Origin of the sequence: Candidatus Nitrospira allomarina, from assembly GCF_032050975.1 — a bacterium.
GTDB lineage: Bacteria > Nitrospirota > Nitrospiria > Nitrospirales > UBA8639 > Nitrospira_E > Nitrospira_E allomarina.
The window spans coordinates 2,955,677-2,982,650 of record NZ_CP116967.1; the positions used below are offsets into that span (position 1 = coordinate 2,955,677).

The following is a 26,974-nucleotide window of genomic DNA, read 5'->3' on the forward strand; positions in this document are numbered from 1 at the left end:
TTGCCGGGCGGGCCGCAGACACAGCCGCCCGCTAGACATGCCCGCCGACCGATCCGGCCAGTTGGCCGGATGTGATCCATTCAGGGAGGACTTTTCTGGAAGCGGCGGTAGCGACGGATGAGCGCGTTGGTCGAACTGTCATGCTTGAGCTGCGGTTCTTCAGGGCTTTCCAGTTCTGCAAGCGTCCGTTTTGCCAGCACCTTGCCCAGTTCAACGCCCCATTGGTCGAATGAATCGATATCCCAGATCGTCCCTTGTGTGAAGACGCTGTGTTCGTAGAGCGCGACCAACGCCCCGAGCGTTTCCGGCGTCAGACGCTCGGCAAGAATGGTGTTGGTCGGGCGATTGCCATCAAACACGCGGTGCGGCACCAGCCAGTTTGGTATGCCGTCGGCATTGACTTCCTCGGCGGTCTTCCCGAAGGCCAACGCCTCGGTCTGTGCAAATAGATTTGCCATCAGCATGTCATGCTGATGGCCGATCGGATTCAAGGTTTGGGAAAAACCGATACAATCGCAGGGGATTAACTTTGTTCCCTGGTGGATCAGCTGGTAGAAAGAGTGTTGGCCGTTGGTGCCGGGTTCGCCCCAATAAATCGGAGCTGTCTGATACCCGACGCTTGCGCCTCCGAGCGTGACATGCTTGCCATTGCTCTCCATCGTCAACTGCTGGAGATAGGCCGGGAAGCGTTTGAGGTAGTGGTCATAGGGTAAGACAGCGACCGTCTCTGTCTTAAAGAAATTGTTATACCAGATGGTGAGGAGCCCCATGAGCACGGGCAGATTGCGGTCGAATGGAGCCGTGCGGAAATGTTCATCCATCGCGTGAAAGCCAGCGAGCATCGCACGAAAGTGATCGGGGCCGACGGCGAGCATGGTCGAGAGGCCGATGGCGGAATCCATCGAATATCTCCCGCCGACCCAGTCCCAGAACTCGAACATGTTTGCCGTGTCGACCCCAAACTTTGACACCTCTTCGGCATTGGTCGATACGGCTACAAAGTGCTTGCGCACGGCTTGCTCGTGTCCGATCTGGCGCACACTCCACGCGCGCGCGGTATGGGCGTTCGTCAAGGTTTCCAGGGTCGTAAACGTCTTCGAACAGATGATGAAGAGCGTCTCTTCCGGGTTGAGGTTGCGCGTGGTTTCGGCAAAGTCGGTGCCGTCTACATTCGAGATGAAGTGGAATGTCATGTCGCGCTGGCTATAATGACGCAGCGCTTCATAGGCCATCACCGGACCGAGGTCAGAGCCGCCGATGCCGATATTGACCACGTGGCGTATCCGCTTGCCGGTGTGTCCCCGCCAAAGGCCGTTGCGGACCTGATGTGAAAATTCCGCCATGCGGTTGAGAACCCCATGTACCTCAGGGACGATATTGACATCATTAACGAGAATTCGTTTGGTCTCGGGCACGCGCAGAGCCGTGTGCAGAACAGCGCGTCTTTCTGTCACGTTGATTTCTTCCCCACAGAACATGGCAGCGATGCGCTCATGCAGACCGCAGTCTTCGGCAAGCTGAAGGAGGAGGCCTAATGTTTCGTCGGTGATGCGATTTTTCGAATAATCAAGGTAAATGCCGGCGGCTTCGGCGGTCAGGCGCTCGCCCCGGTCGGGATCGTCGGCAAAGAGCTGGCGCAGATGCAGACTGTGGATCGTCTTATAATGCGCGGCCAACGCTTTCCACGCGGGCCGCTTGGTTAACACCCGGCGAGCCCTGCGAGTGGTCGGTTTCACGCGGCTCATGCTGATGCGACCTTTATCATTGTGGTGATTTTGGCGAGAATCTTGTTCATCAGATCATGCCAGAAATTGGCAAAGGTGCCGTCCCTTCACGTTGGAAGTTTCGTGCAGGTGTCTCATTTTCATCTTCCGACATGATCACTCATCGGTCCTAACGTCCTGCATGTCGAGCGTAGCAGGAAACAAATCCTCTGAAAAGGGCTCCTTCACCAGATAAGAAGTCGATACTGCCATTTCTTTAAGTTTGGGCATATGGCTTATAAAATGCAACAGGGTGTGCCAAGAAGAACTGTGTAGCCCATTGACGGTTCATCCCAGAAATATCATGATTCAAAACAGGAATGACAACAGGGTTCACTTCCATGTTACCTGCGGGGAACCCTGACTGATCGGAAGGGTAAGTACATGAATGGATTCCCATGGATAAACGCAGATTGTCTACATTTGGGACCAACGCTTGAGTTTGGGATGTGACGATATTCCACAGTTTCTTAATATCCTTTCCATAATCCCTGATTTGATCTTCCCCTTCATGGCGTCTCCTAGTCCGTATGGCCGGTATCGATCCTGCCCATCAAGGCAGGTAGATCATATTTGATCAGGTCGCCGATGCGCTCAACCGTAAGGTCAGCCGGGGGGTAGGCCTTGAGGTTATTTTGATCCAACGCGTAATGGCCCTGGCGGGGAAAGATCGTTGTCAGACGATCGCCCCAGACGTGTTTCATGGCTCCAAGAATACGAAGCTTGTCGTCTATCATGATGTAATGTCGAGCTGGAAAACGTCGCTCAACATCGCCGAGCATGTGTTCCTTGTGCACGTAAATTAGCACCCGACCCTCGACTGCGTCCCACAATCCCGAGCGTTGGATCTTGCGGGGCTGAAAGACCACATCACCATCCGAGAGGATAACCGTTCGGCCCAAATGATCAAGATGAGCCAGAAGGTCGAGCACGCCAGGATAGAGGCGTTCTGCAAACGGATAGTCAACCAGAAATGAAGACATCAACAACAACCGCGGGTCATTCATGGTTTGGACACGGTAGCGTTGCAAAGCTCCCAGATAGTCCGCATAACCGAGATCCTTTCTCAACGTCTCAAAAATGTCCCAGTATCGATCCCGGTTTTTCTCGCCAAACTCTTGCGCAAGATGATGGCTGAGGTCGGTGCCGATGTGGTCGTTATCCAATAGGGTATTATCTACATCCAATAGGAAGACCACTTCTTTCGGGACCGTCATGTTCTTATCCTCTCCGGCATGGATCATGCCAATTTCCGTCTGTTTCGATGAGCGCATCTGCTTCTAACAGTTTTTCCTTTGTCAACAGGATCGTACAATTCCTCTGAGGAGTCTGTCCAACCCTCAGAGCCGTGATAGCAATACGTTCAGAGATGACGCAGATCAAGAAGAGGGAGTTGCTTGCCCAATCATTCCATCTGTAGTTACTGGTAACTCTCGGGGAACGCTTTGGTGGCGAGCCTCAGCACGGAGGCCTGTTGTTGAGAGATTCTGGTCGTGAAGCTGGTGTTGAGACGAATCTATAGAATGGACAGTTTCAGTGTGCCCCCAGTTTGACCTTCCCCCGGAACGCCTGATGCGCGCAAGCTTGATAGGCAATGAGCAGAATGAATCCGACCAAAAACCACCAGAGGCCGATTTGCAGACCATAGAGGCCGGCCGTGGCGTTGGTTACGGTCAAGCTATTGGCCGGATCGTTTGTCGCAATCAGGATGTTTGGGTATGACCCCCAGGCCGTGCTGCCCAGCATCGTCAGAATCAGGAGACTCGTTGCGGAAAATGCTCCCGCATCCCAATTGCGCCTTCGTATCATGAGAGCCAATAACAGCGTCGCTATACTGAGAACGGGGAAAATGTATCCGACAGGATGGGCGGCATAGTTGCGAAAGAATAAGGGTTGGACAAAGGGGACGGAGGTCAGGGCCAGCCCGACCAGAATAACCACGGCCGATCCCATCAGCCAGGCCGCACGCCGTGCCCGGTTCCGCAACTGGCCCTCCGTTTTCATGGCCAGGAAATTGGCGCCGTGCATGGCGAGGATCGCTGCGCTTGTGGCTCCGATGAGAACGGTAAACCAATCCAGTATGCCCGGCTCCGGTCCGGTCATAAAATTTGTCCAGAGGGCCACGAAGAAATAGCCGTCGGAATTCAAGGGCACGCCGCGAATGAGGTTGCCCAAGGCCACGCCGAACACGACAGCCAGCAAGAGGCTCGCACCGGCAAACGCCACGTCCCAAAATTGGCGCCACAGGGCGTGATCCACGTGCGAACGAAGTTCGAGTGCGAGTCCACGGGCAATCAGTAGCCACAAGACCAGGTGTAAGGCCAGATAAAAACCACTGAACCCTGCCGAATAGGCCTTGGGAAAGGCAAAGAATAACAGACCACCTGCAGCGATCAGCCATACTTCGTTGCCGTTCCAAATGGGGCCGATGGCGGCCAACGCCGCCCGCCGGTCCGTTTCATTTTTCGCGACAAAGGCATAGACGATGCCCAGGCCGAAGTCGAAGCCGTCAAGGACAACAAAGACAGCCAGCATCAAGGTGACGGCAACATACCAGAAGGTTTCCATCGTAACGGTTCCTATGGGTTTGCAGACTCAGGGAATGAGCTCGCCGGGCCATGCCGTATGATTTCAGCCATGAGGAAAAGGAAAAGCAGTCCCAATACAAGATAGATGCCGAAATACCCGAGTAACGTAAACAGTGCGTTTCCCGAATGAACCAGCGGTGAGGCACCATCAGCCGTGCGGAGCAGGCCATATACCAGCCAGGGTTGCCGGCCGAGTTCGGCGGTCATCCAGCCGGCCGTGGTGGCGAGATAGGGAAAGGGAGCGGCAAGCATGAGCAGCCAGAGCAGCCAGTTTGCCGTAAACAACCGCCCCTGCCATAGCCAGAGCAGCGACAGACCCATGATCGACACAAGCAGGGTTCCGAGCCCGGCCATCACATGATAGGCATAGTAGAGCAGCGCGACATTGTCCGGCCATTCTGCACGTGGAAAGGCCTCGAGCCCTTTAACCTCGGCGTAGAGTTCGTCAAAAAGCAGAAGACTCAAGGCATCCGGCACGACGAGCGGGTTGTCGATCGTCAGGGTTTCGAGGTTCGGTTGGCCGATAAGTACCATGCCCGCGCCCCGCTCGGTTTTGAAGAGCCCTTCGAATGCGGCACCTTTGACCGGTTGGTGTTCAAACACCTGTCTGGCATTCTCATGGCCGGTCGGGAAGATCATCAGCGCCGTGGCGATGGCCCCTGCCACCACGCCGGTGCGGAGGAACGTCTTCGCATATTTCACGTGCAGACCGGAAAGGAGATAGAACGAACCGACCGCGGCCACCACGAATGAGGCGGTCACGACCGCGGCCGTCATATTGTGGGCGAATTGCCAGACTAGCCAAGGATTCGTGAGCAGACCGGAAAGACTGTCGACGAACAACCGTCCGTCCGGAGCCACCGTATAGGCAACCGGATGTTGCATCCAGGCATTCGTTGCCAGAATGAAATAGCCGGAGAGCCAGGATCCGAGAAACAGCATCAGCGATGCGGACCATTGCACCCGCTGGCTGAATCGCCCCTCGCCGAACAGCAGGATACCGAGAAACGAGGATTCCAGAAAAAACGCAAACAGGCCTTCCATGGCCAGTGTCTGGCCAATAACTCCGCCGGCGAAGTTCGAAAATTTCGCCCAATTGGTGCCGAATTGAAATTCCAATGGAATTCCGGTCACGACACCAAAGGCAAAACTCAAGGCAAAGATCTTTGTCCAGAATCGGGCAACCTGATTGTAGTGGTCGTCGCCGGAAATAAGGGCACGGCTTCGCAGGTAAAGCAGCAGTAAGGCCAGCCCTATCGTCAATTGTGGAAAGAGATAATGAAACGTGACGGTGAAGGCAAATTGCAGGCGATCGTAGAGTAGCGCGCTGGCCATAAAAATCCTTCGAACTGAACAGTGACGCCCCTGAACGAGAATCGTCCGGCTAAAGAACTTCTTCTAGCAAGCAAGTCTCTCTTTCAACGGTGTTGCCGGCGTACCACATCCAACAGGTAGAGTGGGGTGCCCCAGTCCACTCCATACACAAACAGTTTGCCAAGAAATGAGAAGTCTCTGACGAATTAAGATCCTGACCGTCGGTTTATCTGAAAAATGTACCCGCATGAATTCACGTTGAGCCATTCAAAGAATGCCCCTCTGATTTATCCGCGTGAAGATACGCGTTTAGCATGGTGGGTCGAAAACTTGTTCGATGGCTGGGAAGGGTTCATACGACAACCTTCCAATAGGAAATTCATTAAGACCTGTATTCGTTGAACATCCATCAACGTCGTTTGAGGGTGCTATCCTATTTGTGAAAGTTTATTAAAGGCATTTAAGGCGGCCACCTTGTAACATTCCGCAAGAGTCGGATAATTGAAGATACGGTCAAGAAAATAGTCCAGACCTCCCCCCAATTCCAGCACCGCCTGCCCGATATGGATGAGCTCCGTGGCACCAGTGCCAATCACATGGACGCCGAGGAGCTTTCGGGTCTCACGATGAAACAGCATTTTGAGCAAACCACTGTCATCTCCCATAATTTGCCCGCGAGCGATTTCTTTATAGCGGGCAACGCCGGTTTCATAAGGGATTTTTTTTTCGGTCAGCTCATGTTCATGCGCGCCGATCATGGAAATCTCAGGAATGGCGTAGATGCCGAAGGGAAAGTGTGAATCCATGGGACCGGCACTGACCCCGAAGGCATGGCAGGCAGCCCGTCGACCTTGCGCGGCGGAGGTGGAGGCGAGACTGGGGAACCCAATAACGTCGCCGGCGGCGAAGATATGGGGGACCTGCGTTCGAAAAGCTTGATCGACCGCAATGCGTCCACGATTATCCGCCGTCAGGCCCGCACCAGCTAGATTTAATCGGTCGGTTGCGCCGATTCTCCCTGCGGAATACAGGACCATGTCGGACACAAGGCGCTTCCCTGACTCCAGTTGTATCACAGCTTGTTTGGGAGGACCTTCAGAGATGGTCAATTCTTCCACGGTTTCTCCCAATCGGAAGGTCACATCCCGGTTTCTCATTTGATGAATGAGTTCCTCAACGATTTCGTTGTCCAGGAATTCCAGCAAGTGCTCCCGTTTGTCCACCACGGTCACATCGATTTCGAGTGCGGCAAACATTGACGCATACTCCATCCCGATTACGCCCCCGCCGACCACCACTAATCTTTTGGGCAAGGATGTCAGGTGGACCATCTCGTCACTGGTGACAATGATTTCACCATCCACGCCGGTACCAGGTGGGGGGGCGGCAACGGTTCCGACGGCAAGCAGGATATTCTCAGCCGTGACGGTTTTCGTCTCGTGTTCTGTGTGAATAACAAGGGTATGGGCGTCAGTGAAGGAGGCTTCGCCGGAAATGAGTTCGATGTCATTCCTCCAGAGCTGGTCCTCCACGATGTCGACTTCGCGGTTTCGGACGAGTTGCACCCGAGAGAATAATTGTTCGGCTGTGGGACGGTGCCGTTCCCGGTTTCTCGTCTGTTGGACAAACGGATGGTTGGTGGCCATGAAGGATAACACGGCCTCGCGCAGAGTTTTGCTGGGAATGGTCCCGAGTTCTATGCACACGCCGCCCGCGCATTGCTGACGTTCAACCACTCCCACCCGCTTCCTGAATTTGGCGGCTTGAATTGCCGCTCGTTGGCCTGCCGGGCCGCTGCCGATGCATAACAGATCAAATTCGAATTGATTGCTCATCTGAATCCAAAATATATCACAATAGATTTGATGCCATGTGCCACGATCAATTACGGATGTTCTTAAGCATCCCCGATGTAAACACAGAATGGGGAAGAGTCTCAAGCATTTTCACTCTGCCATTCTGTTGTCGGGGATAGCCTTAAACCTTACCGCCATTGGTATTCATACCTGCGCCATGTAGGCGTTAACTCATGGTGCCTAGAGGGAAGTTCTTGTACTTGCCATATCTTTGCCTTCTAATATCGCAAACCTTCCATGTGGAGATTCCATGGTTCCAGGTGCCGGGCCCACCCTTGAAGATCAAGCACATCCTGCAGGACGGGGGATTCGTGCTGGGAGTTTCTGTAATAATCTATCCGGTTTTTGATGCCATCCAGGTTGATGGTCAATTCTCCAATGTGTCCTATCACGTCACTGAGTAGGGATTGTATAAGCCGAACATCTAAGAGTGCCGACCGGTTCCCATTCCCGTGATGATCGACGCCAATACCACCAGGAGTCCCTTTGTCACCTTGCCGCATAAGCCATTCCAATTGACCAGGGATGAGCGTGGATCACGGAGTGGGTGGTTTGGTCAAATCATTATTCACCGCGTTATTGTCTGCGTTGACATCGATTCCCCCGGCGGGTGGAGGTTTGTCAAGATCAACATATTGGAACGTATCGAATGGCTGGATCTGTTCATCGGCGGGCAATTGGTTGCGGTTCCAGCCCCCGCCCAGCGCACGAATGAGGGCCACCGATGATTTCAGCAGGTTGGCTTTAATGACCACAGCGTCGATACGCGCCGCTAGCGTGTTGACCTCCGCGTAAATGAGCTCAAGGCTGGAGGCCAGTCCGCCAAAGTAGAGGCTAGATGTCAGGTCTTGCGTTTTGAGAAAGGCCCCGACGGCCGCGTCTTGCCGTTTGGCTGCAGTGGTGAGTTGGTTGGTCAGGCTCAAATTGTTCTCGACTTCGCGAAAGGCGTTGAGCACTGTCGAACGGTATCGGTCTTCCGTCTCGCGATAGACCGACCAGGATTGCTGTAATTGGGCGCGGCGATATCCACCCTGGAAGAGCGGTAGCTCAATGGCGGACCCATAGGACCAGAAACTATTGGCAAGCTTGATCAGATCGAAGCCGGAATCTTCGAACCCTCCGCCGGCCAGGAACGTCACATTAGGATAGAAGGCGGCGCGAGCGATGCCGATGGCACGGTTGGCCTGGGCCATCCGGCGCTCCATCCGGGCGATATCGGGTCGACGTTCCAGCAGAGTGGAGGGGATGGTTTTCGGAATCGTGAAACTTTCCACACGAAGGTCGTCGACGGGGTCGATCGTGAAACTGGCCGGCGCCCTATTCAGAAGGATGGCGATCGCCTGCTCTGTCACCTGGCGTTGGCCTCGAACCTCGGCTTCTCTCGTCTGAGTGCTGAACAGCAGCGATTCGACACGGGCAATGTCAAGTTGTGACGCGATCCCGACGGTGAACTGGTTCATGATCAGTTCCAGCGAGCCCTTATAGAGGTCGATTGATTTGGTATAAATCGCAAGTTGCGCGTCGAGACCGCGTAGCGTGAAATAGTTTGCCGCAATTTCCGCCTGTAAACTGAGGCGCGCAAGCCCATATTCAGCGGCACGTTCTTCGGCCCGGTACATCTCTACACGCGTGGCGTTCCGGATCGCCGACCAGAAATCGGGTTCCCAGGATGCAATCCCTCCAAGAGAGACCGTCGATGCGGTGTCCGAAATATCGGGATCGCGAAACAGATGATTCTCGGATTGCCTATTGCGGGAGGTGCCGAATCCCAGGCCCACTTGCGGGATGCGACGTGACCGGGCTTTCATCATCATATCGCGAGCCTGGACGAACCGCTCAGCGGCCGCCTGCAAATCAGGATTTGCCGCCATGGCCTGCTCTTCAAGCGTATTCAATACCGGATCGTTATACAGCGTCCACCAGTCCTGTCGTAATTCATCATCCGATGGGTTGGCTTCGACGAAGGGACTGGCACCATGCCATGAAACGGGGACGATGAATTCAGCGGGTTGGTAGTCCGGCGCGAGATCTACGTGAGGCAAACATGCCGATAAATAAAGCGCAATCATTAACGCGGTGCTGCGCCATACCCAAGGTAATAACCTACATGACATTTCTAGCCGTGTTTGCAAGGCTATGCTTTCCATGTGTCCACAACCGTCATTGTGATGATTGGTCTTTTGTCATCGGTGCTTCGGTTTGGGCCTTTGACACAGGTTCGTCCGGTTGTTTTTCGGGTGGGTTTTTTGACGTAGGTCCATTCGTGTTGAGGCGGTCATACCCAGGTGCGGGCGTGACGATGCGCACTTGTTCGTTTTCGAGCAACGCCGCGCTGGGATTATTCACAATGCGATCGGTGGAGGAAATCCCCTCCGTGACTTCGACCGTGGCGTCGAGAATTTTGCCCACGGTGATCGACTTGAAATGAATCCGATCGTCATCCGTCAACACGGCGACTTCTGTCCCATTTTCCTGAAACACCATCGCGCTGGTTGGAATCGTGAGGAAATCAGAATCAACGGGCGTCGTGAGACTTACCTTGGCGTATGAGCCAGGCCAAAGGGCTCTATCCTCGTTGTCCAGTACAAATTCGGTAACCGCGGTCCGTGTGCTCACATTGAATCCACCTGCGACGGTCAGGAATTTTGCGGTAAAACGACGACTGGGCAATTGCGGCACAGTTACCTCGGCCGTCAGGCCTGGCTTGAGGAATGCTCCGAAAGACTCCGGCACAGAGATAAAGAGGCGCACCTTGCTGACGTCGGCCACAGTAAACAGGTTGCTGATCGCACTGGGAGAACTGATCGTGCCTTCCTTGTTGACATAGTCACCGACATTGATATTGCGATCAATCACCACACCATCAAAGGGCGCCACGATCGTTTTGAACCGAATCAGCGCTTCGAAATTTCTGACATTCTGCTCTGCGGCATTGACCCTTGCGGCCTGGGCGTTCGCCTCTGCCACTTTTACTGAAATCGACTGCTCGGAGACGGAATGATTATGGCGGAGCGCCAGATAACGTTTTGCGGTTAATTTGGCGAGACCATATAGGGCACGCTCAGACTCCAGGTCCGCCTTGGCCTGCCGATATTGAGCGTCAAGAGCCGGCGCATTGATTTCGGCCAGGACATCGCCTTTCTTCACCTTCGCTCCGTAATCCGTGTACCACATTTTCACATAGCCCGAGACCTGGGCGTAGATCGGCGCCTCAAACCAACCCTGAATATTGCCTGGGAGGGTAATAGTCTGTGTTGGCGGTAACGGTTTGGGATTGATGATGGATACGATTGGGACGGCGTCTGCAAGGGTTTCCTCGCGCAGGGCAGCGGCGCCGCTGTTGTGCGCATAGATTCGATAGCCCATATATAGAAGACCCAGCAGGATGGCGAGGATCACAAGGCCTTTTCCACGCAGGTTCTTCATATTATTCACTGGCCTTTTGGCCAGACCCTCGCCGGTTGTAGATGATGGCATACACGCAGGGCACAAAAAACAAGGTAAATACGGTCGCGACCATCAGACCGCCGATGACAGCCCGACCCAACGGCGCATTGGGCGAATTACCCATCGACATCGGCAGCATGCCGATGATCATGGCCGATGCCGTCATGAGCACCGGACGGATGCGGGCTTTTCCGGCTTCGACAGCAGCCATGATCGCGTCTCCATGCATTTCGAGCCGTTCACGGGCGTACGATACGATAAGAATCGAATTGGCGGTTGCGGTGCCCATCGTCATGATGGCCCCCGTCAGCGCCGGCACGGAAATATTCGTGTGTGTCAGGAACAATGCCCAGGCGATACCCGCCAGCGCCCCGGGCAATGCGGTAATAATGATAAAGGGATCCAGCCAAGATTGAAAGTTGACGACGATCAGGAGATATACCAGCACGACGGCAAAGATGAGACCGACAATCAACTCGACATATGCCTCGTACATGGTTTCCGCCTGCCCATGAATTTCAAGCGCAGCACTACGTGGCAACTCGTTCTCCAGATCCTTGGCAGCCTTCTCGACATCCGCCAGAACACCTCCGAGGTCGCGCCCTTCGGCGGACACATAGATATTGAAGAGCGGCATAATGTTCGCGTGCGAAATCAGGCCAGGCGTACCGATCATTGAATGTGTGGTTACATTGCCGAGTAGCTGAACGTTGTCTTGCGACGAGTCGAGATTGTTCTGATCGACAGGGACCGTCATGAGATTTTTAATACTCGTGAGCTGAGGTTGCGGGGTATAGATGTTGATCTGATAGGAAATGCCGGTTTTGTGATTAAGCCAATATTGCTGGTCGATTTGTTGACTACCAGAGGTGGACAATAGCAGATTGTCGGCAATTTCCCCCTCGCTCAGGTTGGTGCCGAGGCCGAACGTGCGTTGGCCCTCAACAAAAAGGGTTGGTGTCCGCATCGTCTGCTGTATCGTCACGTCGCTGGCGCCAGGAATTTTGCGTAGTTCTCCTGCCAATTTTCGTGCAAACTCGTAGTTGGCATACATCTCCATCCCATTAATTTGCACATCGATCGGCGCCGGCGAGCCAAAGTTGAGAATTTTGGCGGTCAGATCAGCCGGCTGAAACGTGAATTCGGTGCCTGGATACCGCTCCCGAAGACCTTTGCGGAGAATACGCCGATAGTCCCAAACCGGGGACTTTTCATTTTTCAGGTCGATCGTCAGGTCGCAATCCTGGGACCCGATCGTCGGTGTCGGTATAAAAGCGAGGTTATGCGGTCCGACCGGCAGGCCGCAATTGCTGACGACCCCTTCAACCTGACCGGGAAGCATCTGCGCGATGTCTTTCGAAACGAGAGAGCTGAGACGGCTTGAGACCTCAATACGCGTGCCGAGCGGCGCCCTCATATGCATCTGCATCGTCCCCGACTTGACCTCGGGGAAGAAGTCTCGTCCGTTGAAATAGAATAGGCTGAGGGAGACAAGTGCGAGGGAGAGAGAGATGACGACGAAGGTGCGGCGATGGGCGATGGCTTGTTCGAGGCGGGCATTGTAACGCTCACGGAACCGGTCGAAACCGCGTTCGAAGCCTTGCTGGAATCGGACGAAGAAGCTTCGGCGTTTATCCGGATCGACGTCTCCACCCTCCTCAGCGGCCTCGTGGTGATCCGCAAGGATATATTTCGCCATGGTTGGCACAAGTGTCCGGGAAAGGATGAACGATGAGAGCATCGCAAAAATGATCGCCTTCGCCATTGGTGCAAATAGCCAGCCGGATACGCCGCTGAGCTCGAAGAGCGGGAGCCAGACGATGGCGATGCTTAACGTGGCGACCAAGGTGGGGACGATGATCTGGTTGGCGGCGTCGACGATCGCCTCATCGAGGGGTTTGCCCATAGCGAGATGGGTGTCGATATTCTCAATCATGACCGTCGCGTCGTCGACGAGTATGCCGACGGCCAGCGCCAAACCGCCCAAGGTCATGAGATTCAGCGATTCTCCGGATAAGTTTAAGCCGATGAGTGCGGAGAGGATGGAGAGTGGGATCGAGGTGGCAATAATAACCGTTGGCCGCCATGAACCCAGTAACAACAGAACGATAAGGGCAACCAGTGTGGAAGCCGTGGCCATTTCTTTCACCACGTCCGCGATCGATTCCTTCACGAAAAGCGAGGCGTCGTTGAGAATTTTAACCTCTACGCCCTTGGGCACAATCTTTTCAATGCGCGGGATCGCCTTCTTGACCCCATCAACAACTTCCAAGGTCGAAGCCTCACCACTCTTCATGACGACGAGTGTGACGGCTTGTTTGCCTTCCACCAGCACGGCATTCGTTTGTGGCGGGCCGGCGAGGGTCACATTGGCGACATCACGCATATAAATGAAGGCGTTTCCGTCTCGCTTGATCGGAATATTATTAAAATCCTCGACCTGCAACGGCATCGCGTTTGTCTGGACCATCCAGTCCGTGGTCTTAATTTTTTGGTCGCCTGCGGGCAACACCTTATTCTGCCTATCGAAGGCATGGAAAATATCTGCTGGAGTAAGGCCACGGGCCAGGAGCTTTTGCTGGTCAAGCGAGACCAGGAGTTGTTTCGGTTGTCCTCCGTAGGGATGCGGCAGGATCGCTCCGGGAATCGTCACGAGAAGAGGCCGGATTTGGGTAAAGGCAAGGTTATAGAGCTCTGCGGGCGTGAGCGTGTCGGAGGTGACTTGCAGCATGGCCACCGGCACTGAGGATGCCTCGAGACGCATGATCATAGGCGGTGAAATATCGGGCGGCAGGGCTTTGACTACTGTCTGCGAAATCGCCGCAACTTCGGCTTCCGCCCCGGCAAGGTTGACTCCGTCCTGAAGAAAGATATTAATGATGCTGATACCGAAATAGGATTTGCTATCAATCTTCTTGATGCCTTCAACAGTCGAGGTCAAGGCACGTTCGAAATAAAACGTAATACGTCCGGATACATCGCTCGGAAGCAAACCTGCGTAGGACCACACCACGGAGATGACGGGAATTTTGATATTCGGAAAGACATCGGTTGGGGTTTGGAGCACCGACTTGGTCCCGAAAATCACGATGAGAATGGCAAGAACAACGAAGGTCAGAGGCCTTCGCAAAGCAATGAGGACAAGCTGATTCATGAGCAATTTCTGCTAAATACGGCTATCGGCGGGTTGAGGTTTTTGTCATTGAGACACTGCGTACCTCATGATCCGTATAAGATACAACCCCTGACTCAAGCATCTTTACTGGTGAACAGCAGAACAATTACCAAATTGTTTACCGAATAGCAAAACAATCCCCAAATTGAATTCTCTCGATATTCGGATTAGTAAGGTCAGCGGTGCCCACCTGTAGCGATCTCCATCTGTTCAACTGGAATGTTTTTTTCAGCAAAGTTTGGCAAATGTTGGGTGCATTTTTAAAAGGCGTGCATCAGGCGGAATCTTCAATTTCCCCAAAAACTCCAAAAGTTGGGCAATCGCACCAAAAAATCCTGCTTAAACCTGTGCCTTTGATCCCGTGTCAACACGGGCTGATTGCTTGAAGTTTAATATATTGGCCATAGGTCGGAAGCTTTCCAATCCCTGGCCTGTCGCCTCTAGGTTAATCGGTTGAATATGAGAAGAAGAACGGACAGCGAGGATTCTATTCCGAGGTCCTTGCTGAAAGCGGTTGCTAGAATGGATGACAGCTTAGGAAGAATACATCGTCTTCGGGAATGATTAGAGGGGCGTCAATGAGTTGATTCATGAGCGGGATCTGCTTAACCATGGTCTCCGATTGTCGAACGCTTCACCCGTCCGTGCAAAAAAGCACCGAACCTAGATAGGTTCCAATGCGCGAACAATCCGAACACGGAAGCCGAGATGAAGAAAGAAGGGTCAGACGGGTGTCTTGAAAAACATGGTGAGATCAACCTTCTTAGAGTCTTTGATTGACCATTTCCTATGAAATTTGTAGCTCAAATAAGTATCTGAATGAGCAGGATTTCACCTGTTTGCAGAGTTGAGGATTGAAATTGCGCTCGATTCCCCGATTTTTATCTGTTTAGATTCAACCGTCATATGTTTGAATTTTTCTGCACAGTGAACCATCCTTCAGGGAACGGACGGTTTGGTCAAATCATTATTCATTCCTCTGTTGAACACATTTACATCGATGCCACCGGCGGGTGGCGGTTTGTCGAGATCGACATATTGGAACGTATCGAATGGTTGGATCTCCTCGTCCGAAGGTAATTGGTTGCGGTTCCAGCCTCCCCCGAGCGCGCGCACGAGCGCAACCGAAGCTCTCAGCAGGTCGGCCTTGATAGACACCAAGTCGATACGCGCCTCGAGTGTGGCGACCTGCGCATAGATGAGTTCAAGGCTGGAGGCCAACCCGCCGCGATAAAGCTCCGTCGTCAAATTTTGCGTCTTGAGCGTGGCTCCGACTGCGGCGCCTTGCCGATTGGCCGCCCGGGTCAGCCGGTTGGTCAGGCTCAAATTGTTTTCGACTTCCCGAAAGGCGTTCAGCACGGTTGCCCGGTAGCGATCTTCCGTTTCGCGATAGGCCGACCAGGCCTGCTGTAATTGGGCGCGGCGATATCCACCCTGGAAGAGCGGCAGCGAAACAGTGGACCCATAGGACCAAAAACTACTGGCGAGCTTGATCAGACTGAAACCGTTATCTTCGAACCCTCCGCCGGCCGAGAACCGCACATCGGGGAAAAAAGCCGCGCGGGCGATGCCGATAACGCGGTTCGCCTGTGCCATCCGCCGCTCCATCCCGGCGATGTCAGGCCGCCGCTCCAGCAAGGTGGAAGGGATGGTTCTGGGAATGGCGAAATTCTCTACGCGAAGGTCATCCACCGGTTCGATCGTGAAGCTGCTCGGCGTCATGTTGACAAGAATGGCGATCGCCTGTTCCGTCACTTGGCGTTGGCCTTGAATCTGGGCTAATTTTGTCTCCGTACTGAACAGAAGGGATTCAACTCGGGCGACGTCCAATGCGGATGCGATCGCGCCGGCGAACTGGGCATTGACGAGGTTGAGCACGTTTCTATAGAGGTCGATCGATTGGGCATAGATCGCCGTCTGCGCGTCGAATCCGCGGAGTGTAAAATAGTTTGCCCCAATTTCCGCCTGCAGGCTGAGTCGCGCCAGGCCATAATCCGCGGCGCGCTCCTCGGCGCGGTAGAGTTCGGCCCGCGTAGCATTGCGAAGCGCGGACCAAAAATCGGGCTCCCAGGACGCCAAACCTCCGGTGGAAATGGACACTTCCCGGTTGTCTTCGCCGAGGCCGCGAAACAGACTATTATCGGATTGCCTATTGTTCGAGACGCCAAACCCCAGACCGGCGTGAGGAAGGTACTGCGAGCGCGCCCTCATCATCAAATCGCGAGCTTGAACGAATCGTTCTCCGGCGGCTTGCAGATCCGGATTGGCTGCCATGGCCTGTTCTTCAAGACTATTCAGAATTGGATCGTTAAAAAGTTTCCACCAATCCGGGCGTAATTCATCATCAGACGGCTTCGCCTCGACGAAGGGACTTGCCCCTTTCCATGAGGTCGGTACGACGTATTGGGGCGGTTCATAGCTAGGCGCTAGATCGACAGCCGGGAACCAATTGCAAGCCGGTAAATTGAGTGTCAGGAGGAACAAGCCATAGCGCCACGCACGGGACAGAAAGATAGGCCAGGCTTTCAGTCTCAGGGATAAACATTCGCCAATCATGGGTATCGCGGCTCTCATGGTAAAGTGTGTTCCTTTGGTGGCGATGACTCGTTCGGCGCCGGTGCGCCTGTTGGCAGCGGTCCGCCGGTGGGCTCGGGCGCGTCGGTCGGTGCGGATGCATCCGTATTGGTAAGGTCATAACCGGGGGCCGGGGTCACGATGCGCACGGTGTCTCCTTCCAGCAACGCGGCGCTGGGGTTGTTTACGATGCGGTCGGTGGTGGAAATCCCTTCGGCTACTTCGACGGCATTGTCGAGAAGTTTGCTCACGGTAATGGGGTTAAAGTGCACCCGGTCGTCCTCCGCCACCACAGCCACTTGCGTGCCGCGCTCCTGGAAAACCAATGCGGTGGATGGAATCGTAAACACTTTCCGGTCGACCGGGGCCGTGAGGTGGACCTGGGCGTAGGAGCCCGGCCAAAGAGCCCTGTCCTCGTTTTCGATCGTGAAGACGGTAATCGCGGTACGTGTGCTGACGTCGAATCCACGTGAGACAGTCAGGAATTTGGCGGTGAAATGACGATCGGGCAATTGTGGTACTGTTACGTCGGCCGTGAGACCTGGCTGGAGGAAGGGTCCGAACGACTCCGGCACGGAGACAAAGAGTCGCAGCAGACTCACGTCGGCCACAGTAAAGAGATTGCTGACCGAGCCGGGGGAACTGATCGTCCCTTCCTTATTGACGTAGTCGCCGACATTGATGTTGCGGACGGTTACCACCCCGTCATAGGGTGCGACAATGGTTTTGAACCGGATGAGGGCCTCGAAGTTCCTGACGTTCTGCTCCGCTGCTCTGACCTTTGCCAACTCCGCTTTTGCTTCCGCCACCTTCACAGAAATCGACTGCTCGGAGACCGCATGGTTTTGGCGGAGAGCCAGCCAGCGCTTGGCTGTAATTTCGGCGAGTGAATAGATGGCGCGCACCGACTCCAGATCCGCTTTGGCTTGGTGATATTGGGCGTCGAGAGCGGGCGCGTTGATTTCGGCGAGGATATCGCCTTTTTTCACCAGCGCGCCGTAGTCCTTGTACCACATCTTCACATACCCCGAGACCTGTGCGTAGATTGGAGCCTGAAACCAAGCTTCAACAGTACCGGGGAGCGTAATAGTCTCGGTCGGAGGCACTGCCTTTGCATGAATGACCGTCACGGTGGAGACGGCGTTTTCGTGCGTTTCCTTGCGCAGCAGAGAGGCGTCGCTTTTGCTCTCGTAAACCCGATAGCCGAGGTAGAAGGTACACAGGAGGGCAACCGAGATGACCATGAGTCTTCCACGAACAATCTTACGCATTGTATGCATGGTCCTTCTGGCGAACCGCTCGCCTGTTATAAATCATCGCGTAGACGCAAGGCACAAACAGTAGGGTAAAAACGGTGGCAACAAGTAAGCCGCCGATGACGGCGCGTCCCAGAGGTGCATTCGTGGAATATCCTGTCGCCATAGGGACCATCCCGAAAATCATGGCCGAGGCCGTCATGAGCACGGGTCGGAAGCGGGTTACTCCGGCTTCCATCGCGGCCTGCAATGCATCGCCATGCTCCTTCAGCCTGTCGCGTGCATAGGACACGACAAGAATTGAATTGGCGGTTGCCGTGCCCATGGTCATAATGGCGCCCGTGAGGGCTGGCTCCGAAAGCCGCGTATGGGTCAGGAACAAGGCCCACGCAATGCCCGCCAGAGCGCCGGGGAGGGCTGTAATAATGATGAAAGGATCCAGCCAGGATTGGAAGTTGACGACAATCAGCAGATAGATCAGCACGACCGCAGCGAGAAGTCCGAAGATCAGCTCGAAATACGCGTCATGCATCAACGAAGCCTGGCCGTGGATTTCAAGCTCAGCGGTGCGTGGCTTCTCGTCTTCCATGCTTTTGGCGACCTTTTGAACATCCCCCAACACGCCGCCGAGGTCCCGTCCTTCGGCAGATATATAGATATTGAACAGCGGCATGATGTTCCCATGCGTGATTACGCCCGGGGTGCCCGTCGCGGTAATGTCGGCCAAATTTCCGAGGAGCTGCACTTCCTGTCCCTCCGGATCTTTCGAGTCGCTCGCGGACTCGACCGGGATAGTCTTGAGACTGTTGACACTGTTGATCTGTGGCTGCGGCGTATAGACATTAATCAGGTACGACATGCCGGTACTGGGATCGAGCCAATAGATCTGGTCGGTTTGTTGGCTCCCGGCGGTCGTCATGAGCAGGTTGTCGGCCATTTCCTTGAGGGACCTGTTGACTCCGAGTCCGAACGTGCGATTGCCTTCGACCATGAGGGTCGGTGTGCGCATCGTCTGCTGGATCACCACGTCTGCGGCACCGGGAACCTCGCGAAATTTGCCCACCAATTTACGTGCGAACTCATAGTTGGGATACATGTCCGGGCCGTTGATTTGCACATCGATCGGCGCAGGCGCCCCAAAGTTAAGAATTTTTGCAGTCAGATCGGACGGTTGGAAGGTGAATTCGGTTCCGGGATAGCGATCCCGCAATCCTTTGCGGAGAATTCGCCGATAGTCCCAGACCGGGGATTTTTCATCATTCAGGAGGATCGTCAAGTCACAATCCTGGGAGCCGATCGTTGGTGTCGGAATGAAGGCGAGGTTATGCGGTCCGACCGGTAGACCACAATTACTGACGATGTTTTCAACTTTACCGGGCAACAACTCCTGGATGGTGTTGGAGACAAGAGTGGCAATGCGTCCTGATACCTCAATGCGTGTCCCGAGCGGCGCTCGCATATGCATCGTCATGACGCTCGACCTGATCTCGGGAAAGTAATCACGCCCGAGAAAGAAAAAGAGGGACATGGAAGCCACGGCGATGGCCAGAGAGGTGGCGACGAAGGCCCGCCGGTTGGCGATCACCTGTTCGAGTAGGGCACTATAACGCCCCCGGAACCGGTTGAAGCCGCGTTCGAACCCGTTCTGAAAGCGGACCAGGACGTTCGCCGATGTTTCCGGGCCAGACCCTTCGTGAGGTTCATGCGGCTGCGACATGGTGATCCTTCAACATATATTTCGCCATGGTTGGCACGAGTGTTCGTGACAGGATGAAGGACGCCAGCATTGCAATGATGACCGCCTCCGCCATGGGTTTGAACAGGTAGCCTGCGACGCCGCCAAGCTCGAAAAGCGGGAGCCAGACGATGGCGATGCAGAGTGTGGCGACGAGGGTCGGGACAACGATCTCGTTGGCAGCGTCGATGATGGCCTGTTCGAGGTGTTTGCCCATTTCGATATGGCGATCGATATTCTCGATCATTACGGTCGCATCGTCGACCAGAATGCCGACGGCCAGCGCCAACCCGCCCAAGGTCATGACATTGATCGTCTCTTCGAGCAGATGCAGACCAATGATGGCGGTCAGTATAGACAGCGGGATCGAGGTCCAGACGATGACTGTGGCCCGCCATGAACCAAGCAGCAACAGCACGATAATTCCGACCAGCCCTCCGGCCATGAGCATCTCATGCAAGACATCCGAAATCGAATCTTTCACAAAAGTCGAGGCATCGTCGATGAGCTTGATCTCCACCCCCTCCGGAGAAACCTGCTCGGCGCGCGGGATCATCTTTTTGATACCATTGACGACGTCAAGGGTCGAGGCCTCGGTGCTCTTCATCGCGACGAGGATGACGGTCTGTTTGCCTTTTACCAGCACCGCGTTTTGTTGCACACGCCCCATGAGGCGCACCGTGGCCACGTCGCGCAGGTAGACGAATGCGTTACCTTCACGCTTGATCGGAAAATCGGCGAAATCTTCAATCTTCAACGGTGAGGCGTTTGTCAGGACGATCCAGTCGGTCTCCTTGATCTTGATGTCGCCGGAAGGTAGCACGAGATATTGCTGCATGAGCGCTTTGTGAATGTCCGCCGGAGTGAGTTGACGGGCAAGTAATTTCTGCTGATCAAGGTTAACCATGACCTGCATATCCTGGCCGCCGTATGGGTGTGGCAAAACGATCCCCGGTACCGTCACAAGCAGGGGACGGATTCGCATGTAGACGAGATTATAAAGCTCTGCCGGAGTCATGTGATCGGAGCTGATTTGGAGCATGGCCACCGGTATAGAAGATGGTGCGAGACGCATGACCATGGGCGGCGAAATATCGGGTGGGAGCGCATTGACAACATTTTGTGCAATACCCACGATATCCGCTTCGGCCCTGCCGACGTCGACTCCATCCTGAAGGAAAATATTCGTGATGCTGCTGCCGAAGTAAGAGTGGCTATGAATATACTTGATGCCTTCCACTGTCGAAGTTAGGAAACGCTCGAACAGATATGTGATGCGCCCTTCTACCTGCTGCGGCAGCATGCCGGAATAGATCCAGACCACAGAGGTGACGGGAATCGTAATATCCGGAAAGATGTCGGTCGGCATGTGGCGCACCGTCATAACCCCCAGAAGCACGATGAGAATGGTCATAACCACGAAGGTATACGGGCGTCGCAGAGCAATGAGGACAATCTGATTCATGCACGAAGCCTCCCAAAAACTGGTTGAGTTTCTGTCATGGTAAACAATACTGAGCTACACGACCTCTTTGGTTTCCGTGATCCGGGTCTCATCCACTGAACTCAGCGGTTTCCCTAGCGACTAGCAAAATCCTTACCCAGCTAATTGACCTCCACATTTCAGGAAGCCACGGTAGGATGCGAGCAGGTTATTGGCGCGATGTCGTCGGCATCAGGTCTACGTCGAACATGTTGAACAGCAAAGTTTAAGGAGTAGGGATTCGGTTTTTGCACTGAGCGCATCGTGCGAAAATTCACAATTCCGAAAGATTGGCCGGTCAGGCCGGTAGAGAGGAAATTCAGAGAATGACTTAAAAAGATTCGAATTGAAGGGGTTTTTCTTATTCCGTTTTATAGATCCGACATAGGCATTTATTTTGCTATTTCTCCTTATTGAGTTCGCATGTTTTTTATTTGTCATTTCAGGAAGAAGAAGTTGATGGGCATGGTAACGGGTTGAGATTTTCTGCTGGGACACAAATGATGAATCCGTGGACCTCAATGGGGCAATTTGATTTGTAAGCATATTTCCTTGGCGCATGACGGTAGATTAGCGTGTGATGCAGCGACGAAGTGAATGGTGGACAGGCAACGAACCTCTTGTTAGCGGTGGGGCGAAAATTTGGGGAGGGGGCTCTGCGGCCATGCGCATCAGCAGAAGTCATCTTACGAGATCTCTGATTGAGGATAGATTCAATCTCATTTATTCATCTTACAAATTAGACCCTCTAACGATGAAGGTCAGAAAGCTGAGCAGCATGATGGGAATTCGCAATTTTGGTAGGGCAATAGCGCTGGTAGGTGGGATCCTAGGTGTCGTGGCAACTGGAGGGCCTGTTCAGGCTGAAGCTCTGACAATTGGGGCTGCCCCAAGCCTGAGGGCGGCATTACAGGAAATTGTTCCAATGTTTGAAAAAGAATATGACGCGGCCGTAAAGGTGGTGTACGGTCCGTCGCAAATATTTCGCCGGCAAATTGAAAAGGGAGCTCCGATTGATGTGTTTCTTCCTGCGGCGGTGGGGGAAGTCGAAAAACTGCAAAAAAAGAGGCTGACTCTCAATGGAGGGCCTAGGGTCTACGCGCAGACTTCTCTCGTGCTCGTCATGTCTGCCACCTCACGGGTTATGCCGATCTCCTTTCGTGAGGCGCTGCCCAATGGAGCGATCCGCATGGCCCTTGGGGATCCAAACACTTCGTCGCTGGGAGAAATCACGGCACAGGCACTGGCCAAGCTCGATCCCCACTATAAGAGCCGATTCAAGCTGGTCTATGCCGCGCATGCTGGGGATATTGTGAATCTGATTCACACAGGGAAGGCGGATATGGGCATCATCTATCGCGTTGATGCGATCAACAATCCGCAAGTGCGCATCATTGATGAAAATCCTGCCGGAATGCATATTCCGGTACGGTTCGGGGAAGCGGTGGTATCGACCTGTCGAAAGGCATCCCTGAATGTCGCGAAGGACTTTTTCGATTTCATCATGAGTCCTCGCATACAAAAACTTCTCGTCAAATATGGATTTGATCATGACTTTGATTCTGTGTCATCGAATGGGTGAGGAAAAGGCGGAAGGATGGAGCGTGGTATTCACTATTCATGCGACACATTTTATCACGGTGAACGAATGTGACTCATAGCGGATGCGGAGGCGCATTCCTTTGGGCAGACAGGCGAACAATTACGAAATCACACACCCACAAGTCTCATAGGTCGGGACTGGTCTCCAAGGCGCCGGCATGCTGAACGGGGCCTTCAGCATCTGGTGAAATGGATCGATGCTAAATCGTCAAGATGTCCTGACTTTTTTCAACCTGTTTCAGGTCACCAATTCAGAATCGGATGGACCGTGAGTCGACGGCTGAACAGCCGAGCGCTCGGCAACACTCTTATCGCTGTCGGGTAATCCCATTCATTCCATCCTGCCCGATCGGATAGACAGGCTTGGAAAAACCCTAAACATAACAACGCGCATTTGATATTCGATGAATCGGCGTGAACGAAGTGGTGCTGTCATGCATATCGCATGTTGGGGGGTATGCGACTCTTTTCTTTGTGGCCCGTGACGCGGGTGGCCAGAACTCATGCAAGATTTTTCCGGTTCTGGCTATGGGCAACCCGACGTTCCGCGAGAAAGACCGACTCGTCAGGCTTGCAGGCTGACGGAGTTAAGCCAACCTCCGTCTGTTTCGATGAGCGTGGTGGCTTCTTTCGGCCCCCATCCGCCGCGTTTGTAGGAACTGTCCGGGGGGTGCGGTTTCAGGACTGAGTCGACCACCGCCAAGAAGAACCCCAGGGCGTCGGACCGCGTGTCATCGCCATGGCTCCTGCTCGTTTCAGCTTCCTCATTCCTTTTTTTCATCATGTCCACCGAACTGCTTTCGCATGGCGGAGAGGAGTCGATTGGCATAGTCGGCCTCACCCCTGGATTCAAATCGCCCGAAGAGCGCTGCGTTGATCACCGGGGTCGGCACACCCTCGTCAATCGCAGCCAGCGCCGTCCAGCGCCCTTCGCCGGAATCCGAGACCTGTCCCGAAAACCCGGCCAGCTCCGAATCTTCAACCAGCGCGGCCGCGGTCAAATCGAGCAGCCAGGAGGACACCACACTGCCCCGACGCCATACCTCGGCGACCTGGCCCATGTCGATCTGGTACTGATAGGCCTCCGGGTCACGCAGCGGTGTCGTCTCGGCATCCTGCTCGCGGGGGTGTAGCCCGACGTCGGCGTGTTTGAGAATGTTGAGACCTTCGGCATAGGCCGCCATGAGGCCATACTCTATTCCGTTGTGGACCATTTTCACGAAGTGTCCGGCCCCGGTCGGGCCGCAGTGCAAATAGCCCTGTTCGGCGGGAATTGGGGCGCCGCTCCTCCCGTAGGTGCGGGGCGCCGCCTTGATCCCCGGCGCAATAGTTTTGAAAATCGGCTCCAAGTGCTTGACGACATCTTCCTCTCCGCCGATCATCAGACAGTAGCCGCGCTCTAGACCGAAAACTCCCCCGCTGGTGCCGCAGTCGACATAGTGAATGCCGCGGATTTTGAGAGCCTTCGCTCGCTCAAGATCGTCGCGGTAATACGTGTTGCCGCCGTCAATGATGATATCGCCTGCCTCCATGCGCGAGGCCAGTTCCTGGACTGTTTCGCCGGCCACACCGGCGGGCACCATCACCCAGGCCGCACGTGGTTTGGACAGTTTCACAATGAATTCGTCAAGCGAGGCAGCGCCCTGTACGCCTTGGCCCTCAAGCTCTTTTACGGCAGCGCGGTTTCTATCGTAGACCACACAGGTATGGCCATCTTTCGTCAGGCGCCGGACCAGGTTCGCGCCCATTCGTCCAAGACCGATCATGCCAAGTTGCATCGTGTCTCTCCTTCCTAAAATGGGTATTCGTGTCTTCCGATCTTCAGCGTGGCGTTTTCAGAAGAGTTAGAGCCCGCCTGCATACGTTGGCGACGGTGAAGCCATACTCTCGCATGACAATATCGCCGGGAGCCGATGCACCAAAATGATCCACGGCGAGCACGTCACCATGGTTGCCGACATAGCGAGACCAACCCTGAGACACTCCGGCTTCGACCGCAAGTCTTGCGCCGACTGCCCCCGGCAACACCGTGTTGCGGTATTCCTGTGACTGGGCTTCGAACAGTTCCCAGCTCGGCATCGAGACGATGCGCACCTGGAGTTTTTGTTCCAGAAGTTTCTGCCGTGCTTCCACGATCAGAGAGACTTCAGACCCGCTGGCGATCAGAATGAGGTCAGGATGGCCATTCGGGGCATCGGCCAGGATGTATCCGCCACGCTGCAGGCCATCCGCAGCGGAAAACTCTGTGCGATCGAGCGTTGGCACAGATTGCCGCGTCAGGATCAAGGCCACCGGCCGGTCACGCGTTTCGATCGCTACGCGCCAAGCCGCTGCCGTCTCGTTGGCGTCGCCGGGTCGGATCACGATCAGATTGGGAATCGCTCGAAGACTGGCGACCTGCTCAACGGATTGATGGGTTGGGCCGTCCTCACCCAATGCGAGACTGTCATGCGTGAACACATATACCACTTGGATCCCCATCAGCGCGGCCAGGCGAATCGGCGGTCGCATGTAATCGGAGAAGGTCAGAAACGTCGCCCCGAAGGGAATGGTGCCGCCGTGCGTGGCCAGGCCGTTCAAAATCGCACCCATCCCATGCTCGCGTACCCCGAACTGGAGATTACGTCCGGCATAACTCCATCCGCCGCCCGCCGATCCTTGCAGATCACCAATGGCCGTGGAGGAATTCCCAAAGTTGCCGGCTTCGCTTAGTTCCGTGAAGGTTGACGGATTCAAGTCAGCCGAGCCCCCGATTAAGCCAGGGAGTGCCTTGCTGATTGCGTCCATGATTTTTCCCGAGGCGACGCGGGTGGCCAGGCCTTTGCTATCGACGGGGAATTGCGGGATGTGCGCGTCCCAGCCTGGTGGTAATTCGCCCTTGATGAGTGAGCGAAGTTCACGGGCAAGGTCCGGATATTCTTTTTCATATTCCGAAAATGTTTCGTGCCATTTCGCCTCCGTTTGGCGGCCCTGGTCAATGGCCTGGCGACAATGCTGCTGAACTTCCTCCGGTACATGAAATGGGGGGTCAATGGGCCAGCCGAGGTTCTGTTTCGTCAATTTCACTTCCTCCTCGCCGAGCGGGGACCCATGCGCGGCAAAGGTTCCCTGTTTGTGGGGAGAACCATAGCCAATATGAGTCCTTATTAGAATCAGTGAGGGCCGGTCTGTGTCCTGACGCGCGGCATGGATAGCGCGATCGATAGCGTTCACATCGTTGCCGTCGTCGATCGTTTGTGTGTGCCAGCCATACGCCGCAAATCGTTGGGCGCGGTCTTCGGTGAACGTGAGCTGGGTGGACGCGGCGAGCGTGACCCGATTATCGTCATACAAATAGATCAGCTTTCCCAGCTTCAAATGACCCGCAAGGGAGGCGGTTTCGGCCGCCACGCCTTCCATCAGGTCACCGTCGCTAACCACCCCGTAGGTGTAATGATGTATGATTTCAAAACCGGGCCGATTATAACGCCCGGCAAGATAGGCTTCGGCGATAGCCATGCCCACTCCATTGCCGAATCCCTGACCGAGCGGGCCTGTGGTGGTTTCAACGCCGGGGGTTATTCCTCGCTCGGGATGACCCGGCGTGAGGCTGCCCCATTGGCGAAACTGTTTGATCTGATCGAGCGGCAAGTCATAGCCGGTGAGATAAAGCAAGCTGTACAACAGCATCGATCCGTGGCCGGCCGACAGAACGAACCGGTCTCGATTGAACCAGTGAGGATTGGAGGGGTTATGTTGAAGAAATCGTGTCCATAGGACATAGGCCATCGGGGCTGCGCCCAGCGGGAGTCCCGGGTGACCACTGTTGGCCTTTTGCACCGCATCCACCGACAAAAAACGAATTGTATTGATCGACAATTGCTCCAATTGCGCCGGACTCAGAGTTGTTGCTTTTGTGGTATTCATCGTACGTTTTCCTTGCAGGCTTCTTTTGGTGGCCCCACCTCGATGGATTCCAGGCCATCCAATAAGGTGAGAGATTATTTTGAGTTCTTTTTCTTCAGTGTTTTCTTACCCGATCGCTGCCGGGTACCTCGACTTTGAATTACTTCCAGGACATCTCTAAAAAAATCTGACAGGTGGCTTCCTCCTTGCGGTACTTCCATAACAAGGGGGAATGCGTCAGGTGACCCCCGACAACTCAGCCGTGTTAATCCTTCCACTCGTTAGGATGTCCTGCT

At 54.5% G+C, this 26,974-nt stretch carries 15 protein-coding genes and 1 pseudogene; 1 reads left to right on the forward strand and 15 read right to left on the reverse strand.

Translation table 11 applies throughout. The features are described 5' to 3' along the window. Positions 1-80: 80 nt before the first annotated feature. The 12 genes and pseudogenes from pgi to PP769_RS19780 all read right to left on the reverse strand — a co-directional run bounded on the left by pgi (position 81) and on the right by PP769_RS19780 (position 21,173). Positions 81-1,745: a glucose-6-phosphate isomerase gene (gene pgi / locus PP769_RS13165; protein ID WP_312640854.1), complete on the reverse strand. Its 1,665-nt coding sequence runs from the start codon at positions 1,743-1,745 to the stop codon at positions 81-83. Positions 1,746-2,284: 539 nt separating this feature from the next. Next, positions 2,285-2,980 (reverse strand): HAD family hydrolase, encoded by a 696-nt coding sequence (locus PP769_RS13170; protein WP_312640855.1) that lies wholly within the window; start codon positions 2,978-2,980, stop codon positions 2,285-2,287. A 316-nt stretch (positions 2,981-3,296) separates the two neighbouring features. Next, positions 3,297-4,331 carry a cytochrome d ubiquinol oxidase subunit II gene (gene cydB / locus PP769_RS13175; RefSeq protein WP_312640856.1) on the reverse strand — a complete coding sequence of 345 codons (1,035 nt, stop codon included), beginning with the start codon at positions 4,329-4,331 and terminating at the stop codon, positions 3,297-3,299. An 11-nt stretch (positions 4,332-4,342) separates the two neighbouring features. After that, entirely contained in the window at positions 4,343-5,686 is a 1,344-nt protein-coding gene (locus PP769_RS13180; RefSeq protein ID WP_312640857.1) for a cytochrome ubiquinol oxidase subunit I, read from the reverse strand. 407 nt (positions 5,687-6,093) lie between these two features. Next, on the reverse strand, positions 6,094-7,500 hold the full coding sequence (gene sthA / locus PP769_RS13185; protein WP_312640858.1) for a Si-specific NAD(P)(+) transhydrogenase: 1,407 nt from the start codon (positions 7,498-7,500) through the stop codon (positions 6,094-6,096). Positions 7,501-7,739: 239 nt separating this feature from the next. Beyond that, positions 7,740-8,024 (reverse strand): hypothetical protein, encoded by a 285-nt coding sequence (locus PP769_RS13190; protein WP_312640859.1) that lies wholly within the window; start codon positions 8,022-8,024, stop codon positions 7,740-7,742. A 33-nt stretch (positions 8,025-8,057) separates the two neighbouring features. Beyond that, on the reverse strand, positions 8,058-9,590 hold the full coding sequence (locus tag PP769_RS13195; RefSeq protein ID WP_312640860.1) for an efflux transporter outer membrane subunit: 1,533 nt from the start codon (positions 9,588-9,590) through the stop codon (positions 8,058-8,060). Between the two features lie 91 nt (positions 9,591-9,681). Further along, positions 9,682-10,947: an efflux RND transporter periplasmic adaptor subunit gene (locus PP769_RS13200; RefSeq protein WP_312640861.1), complete on the reverse strand. Its 1,266-nt coding sequence runs from the start codon at positions 10,945-10,947 to the stop codon at positions 9,682-9,684. 1 nt (position 10,948) lies between these two features. Further along, positions 10,949-14,122: an efflux RND transporter permease subunit gene (locus PP769_RS13205; protein WP_312640862.1), complete on the reverse strand. Its 3,174-nt coding sequence runs from the start codon at positions 14,120-14,122 to the stop codon at positions 10,949-10,951. Positions 14,123-15,082: 960 nt separating this feature from the next. Further along, on the reverse strand, positions 15,083-16,699 hold the full coding sequence (locus PP769_RS13210; protein ID WP_312640863.1) for an efflux transporter outer membrane subunit: 1,617 nt from the start codon (positions 16,697-16,699) through the stop codon (positions 15,083-15,085). 14 nt (positions 16,700-16,713) lie between these two features. Beyond that, positions 16,714-17,961, reverse strand: coding sequence for an efflux RND transporter periplasmic adaptor subunit (locus tag PP769_RS13215; protein WP_312640864.1), 1,248 nt, complete (start codon positions 17,959-17,961; stop codon positions 16,714-16,716). 19 nt (positions 17,962-17,980) lie between these two features. Continuing rightward, a pseudogene (locus PP769_RS19780) lies at positions 17,981-21,173 on the reverse strand (efflux RND transporter permease subunit). A 796-nt stretch (positions 21,174-21,969) separates the two neighbouring features. Between PP769_RS19780 and modA the strand changes: the two are divergent. After that, positions 21,970-22,773 carry a molybdate ABC transporter substrate-binding protein gene (gene modA, locus PP769_RS13230; RefSeq protein ID WP_312640867.1) on the forward strand — a complete coding sequence of 268 codons (804 nt, stop codon included), beginning with the start codon at positions 21,970-21,972 and terminating at the stop codon, positions 22,771-22,773. A 585-nt stretch (positions 22,774-23,358) separates the two neighbouring features. On the opposite strand, the gene PP769_RS13235 is transcribed toward modA, so the two are convergent. Genes PP769_RS13235 through tkt form a run of 3 tightly spaced genes read right to left on the reverse strand, consistent with a single transcriptional unit; the run spans position 23,359 to position 26,699 of the window. Then, on the reverse strand, positions 23,359-23,577 hold the full coding sequence (locus PP769_RS13235) for a hypothetical protein (RefSeq protein ID WP_312640868.1): 219 nt from the start codon (positions 23,575-23,577) through the stop codon (positions 23,359-23,361). Then, positions 23,558-24,571 (reverse strand): phosphogluconate dehydrogenase (NAD(+)-dependent, decarboxylating), encoded by a 1,014-nt coding sequence (gene gnd, locus PP769_RS13240; protein ID WP_312640869.1) that lies wholly within the window; start codon positions 24,569-24,571, stop codon positions 23,558-23,560. The genes PP769_RS13235 and gnd overlap by 20 nt, the downstream gene beginning before the upstream one ends. Positions 24,572-24,614: 43 nt before the next feature. Next, positions 24,615-26,699 carry a transketolase gene (gene tkt / locus PP769_RS13245; RefSeq protein WP_312640870.1) on the reverse strand — a complete coding sequence of 695 codons (2,085 nt, stop codon included), beginning with the start codon at positions 26,697-26,699 and terminating at the stop codon, positions 24,615-24,617. Positions 26,700-26,974: the final 275 nt, after the last annotated feature.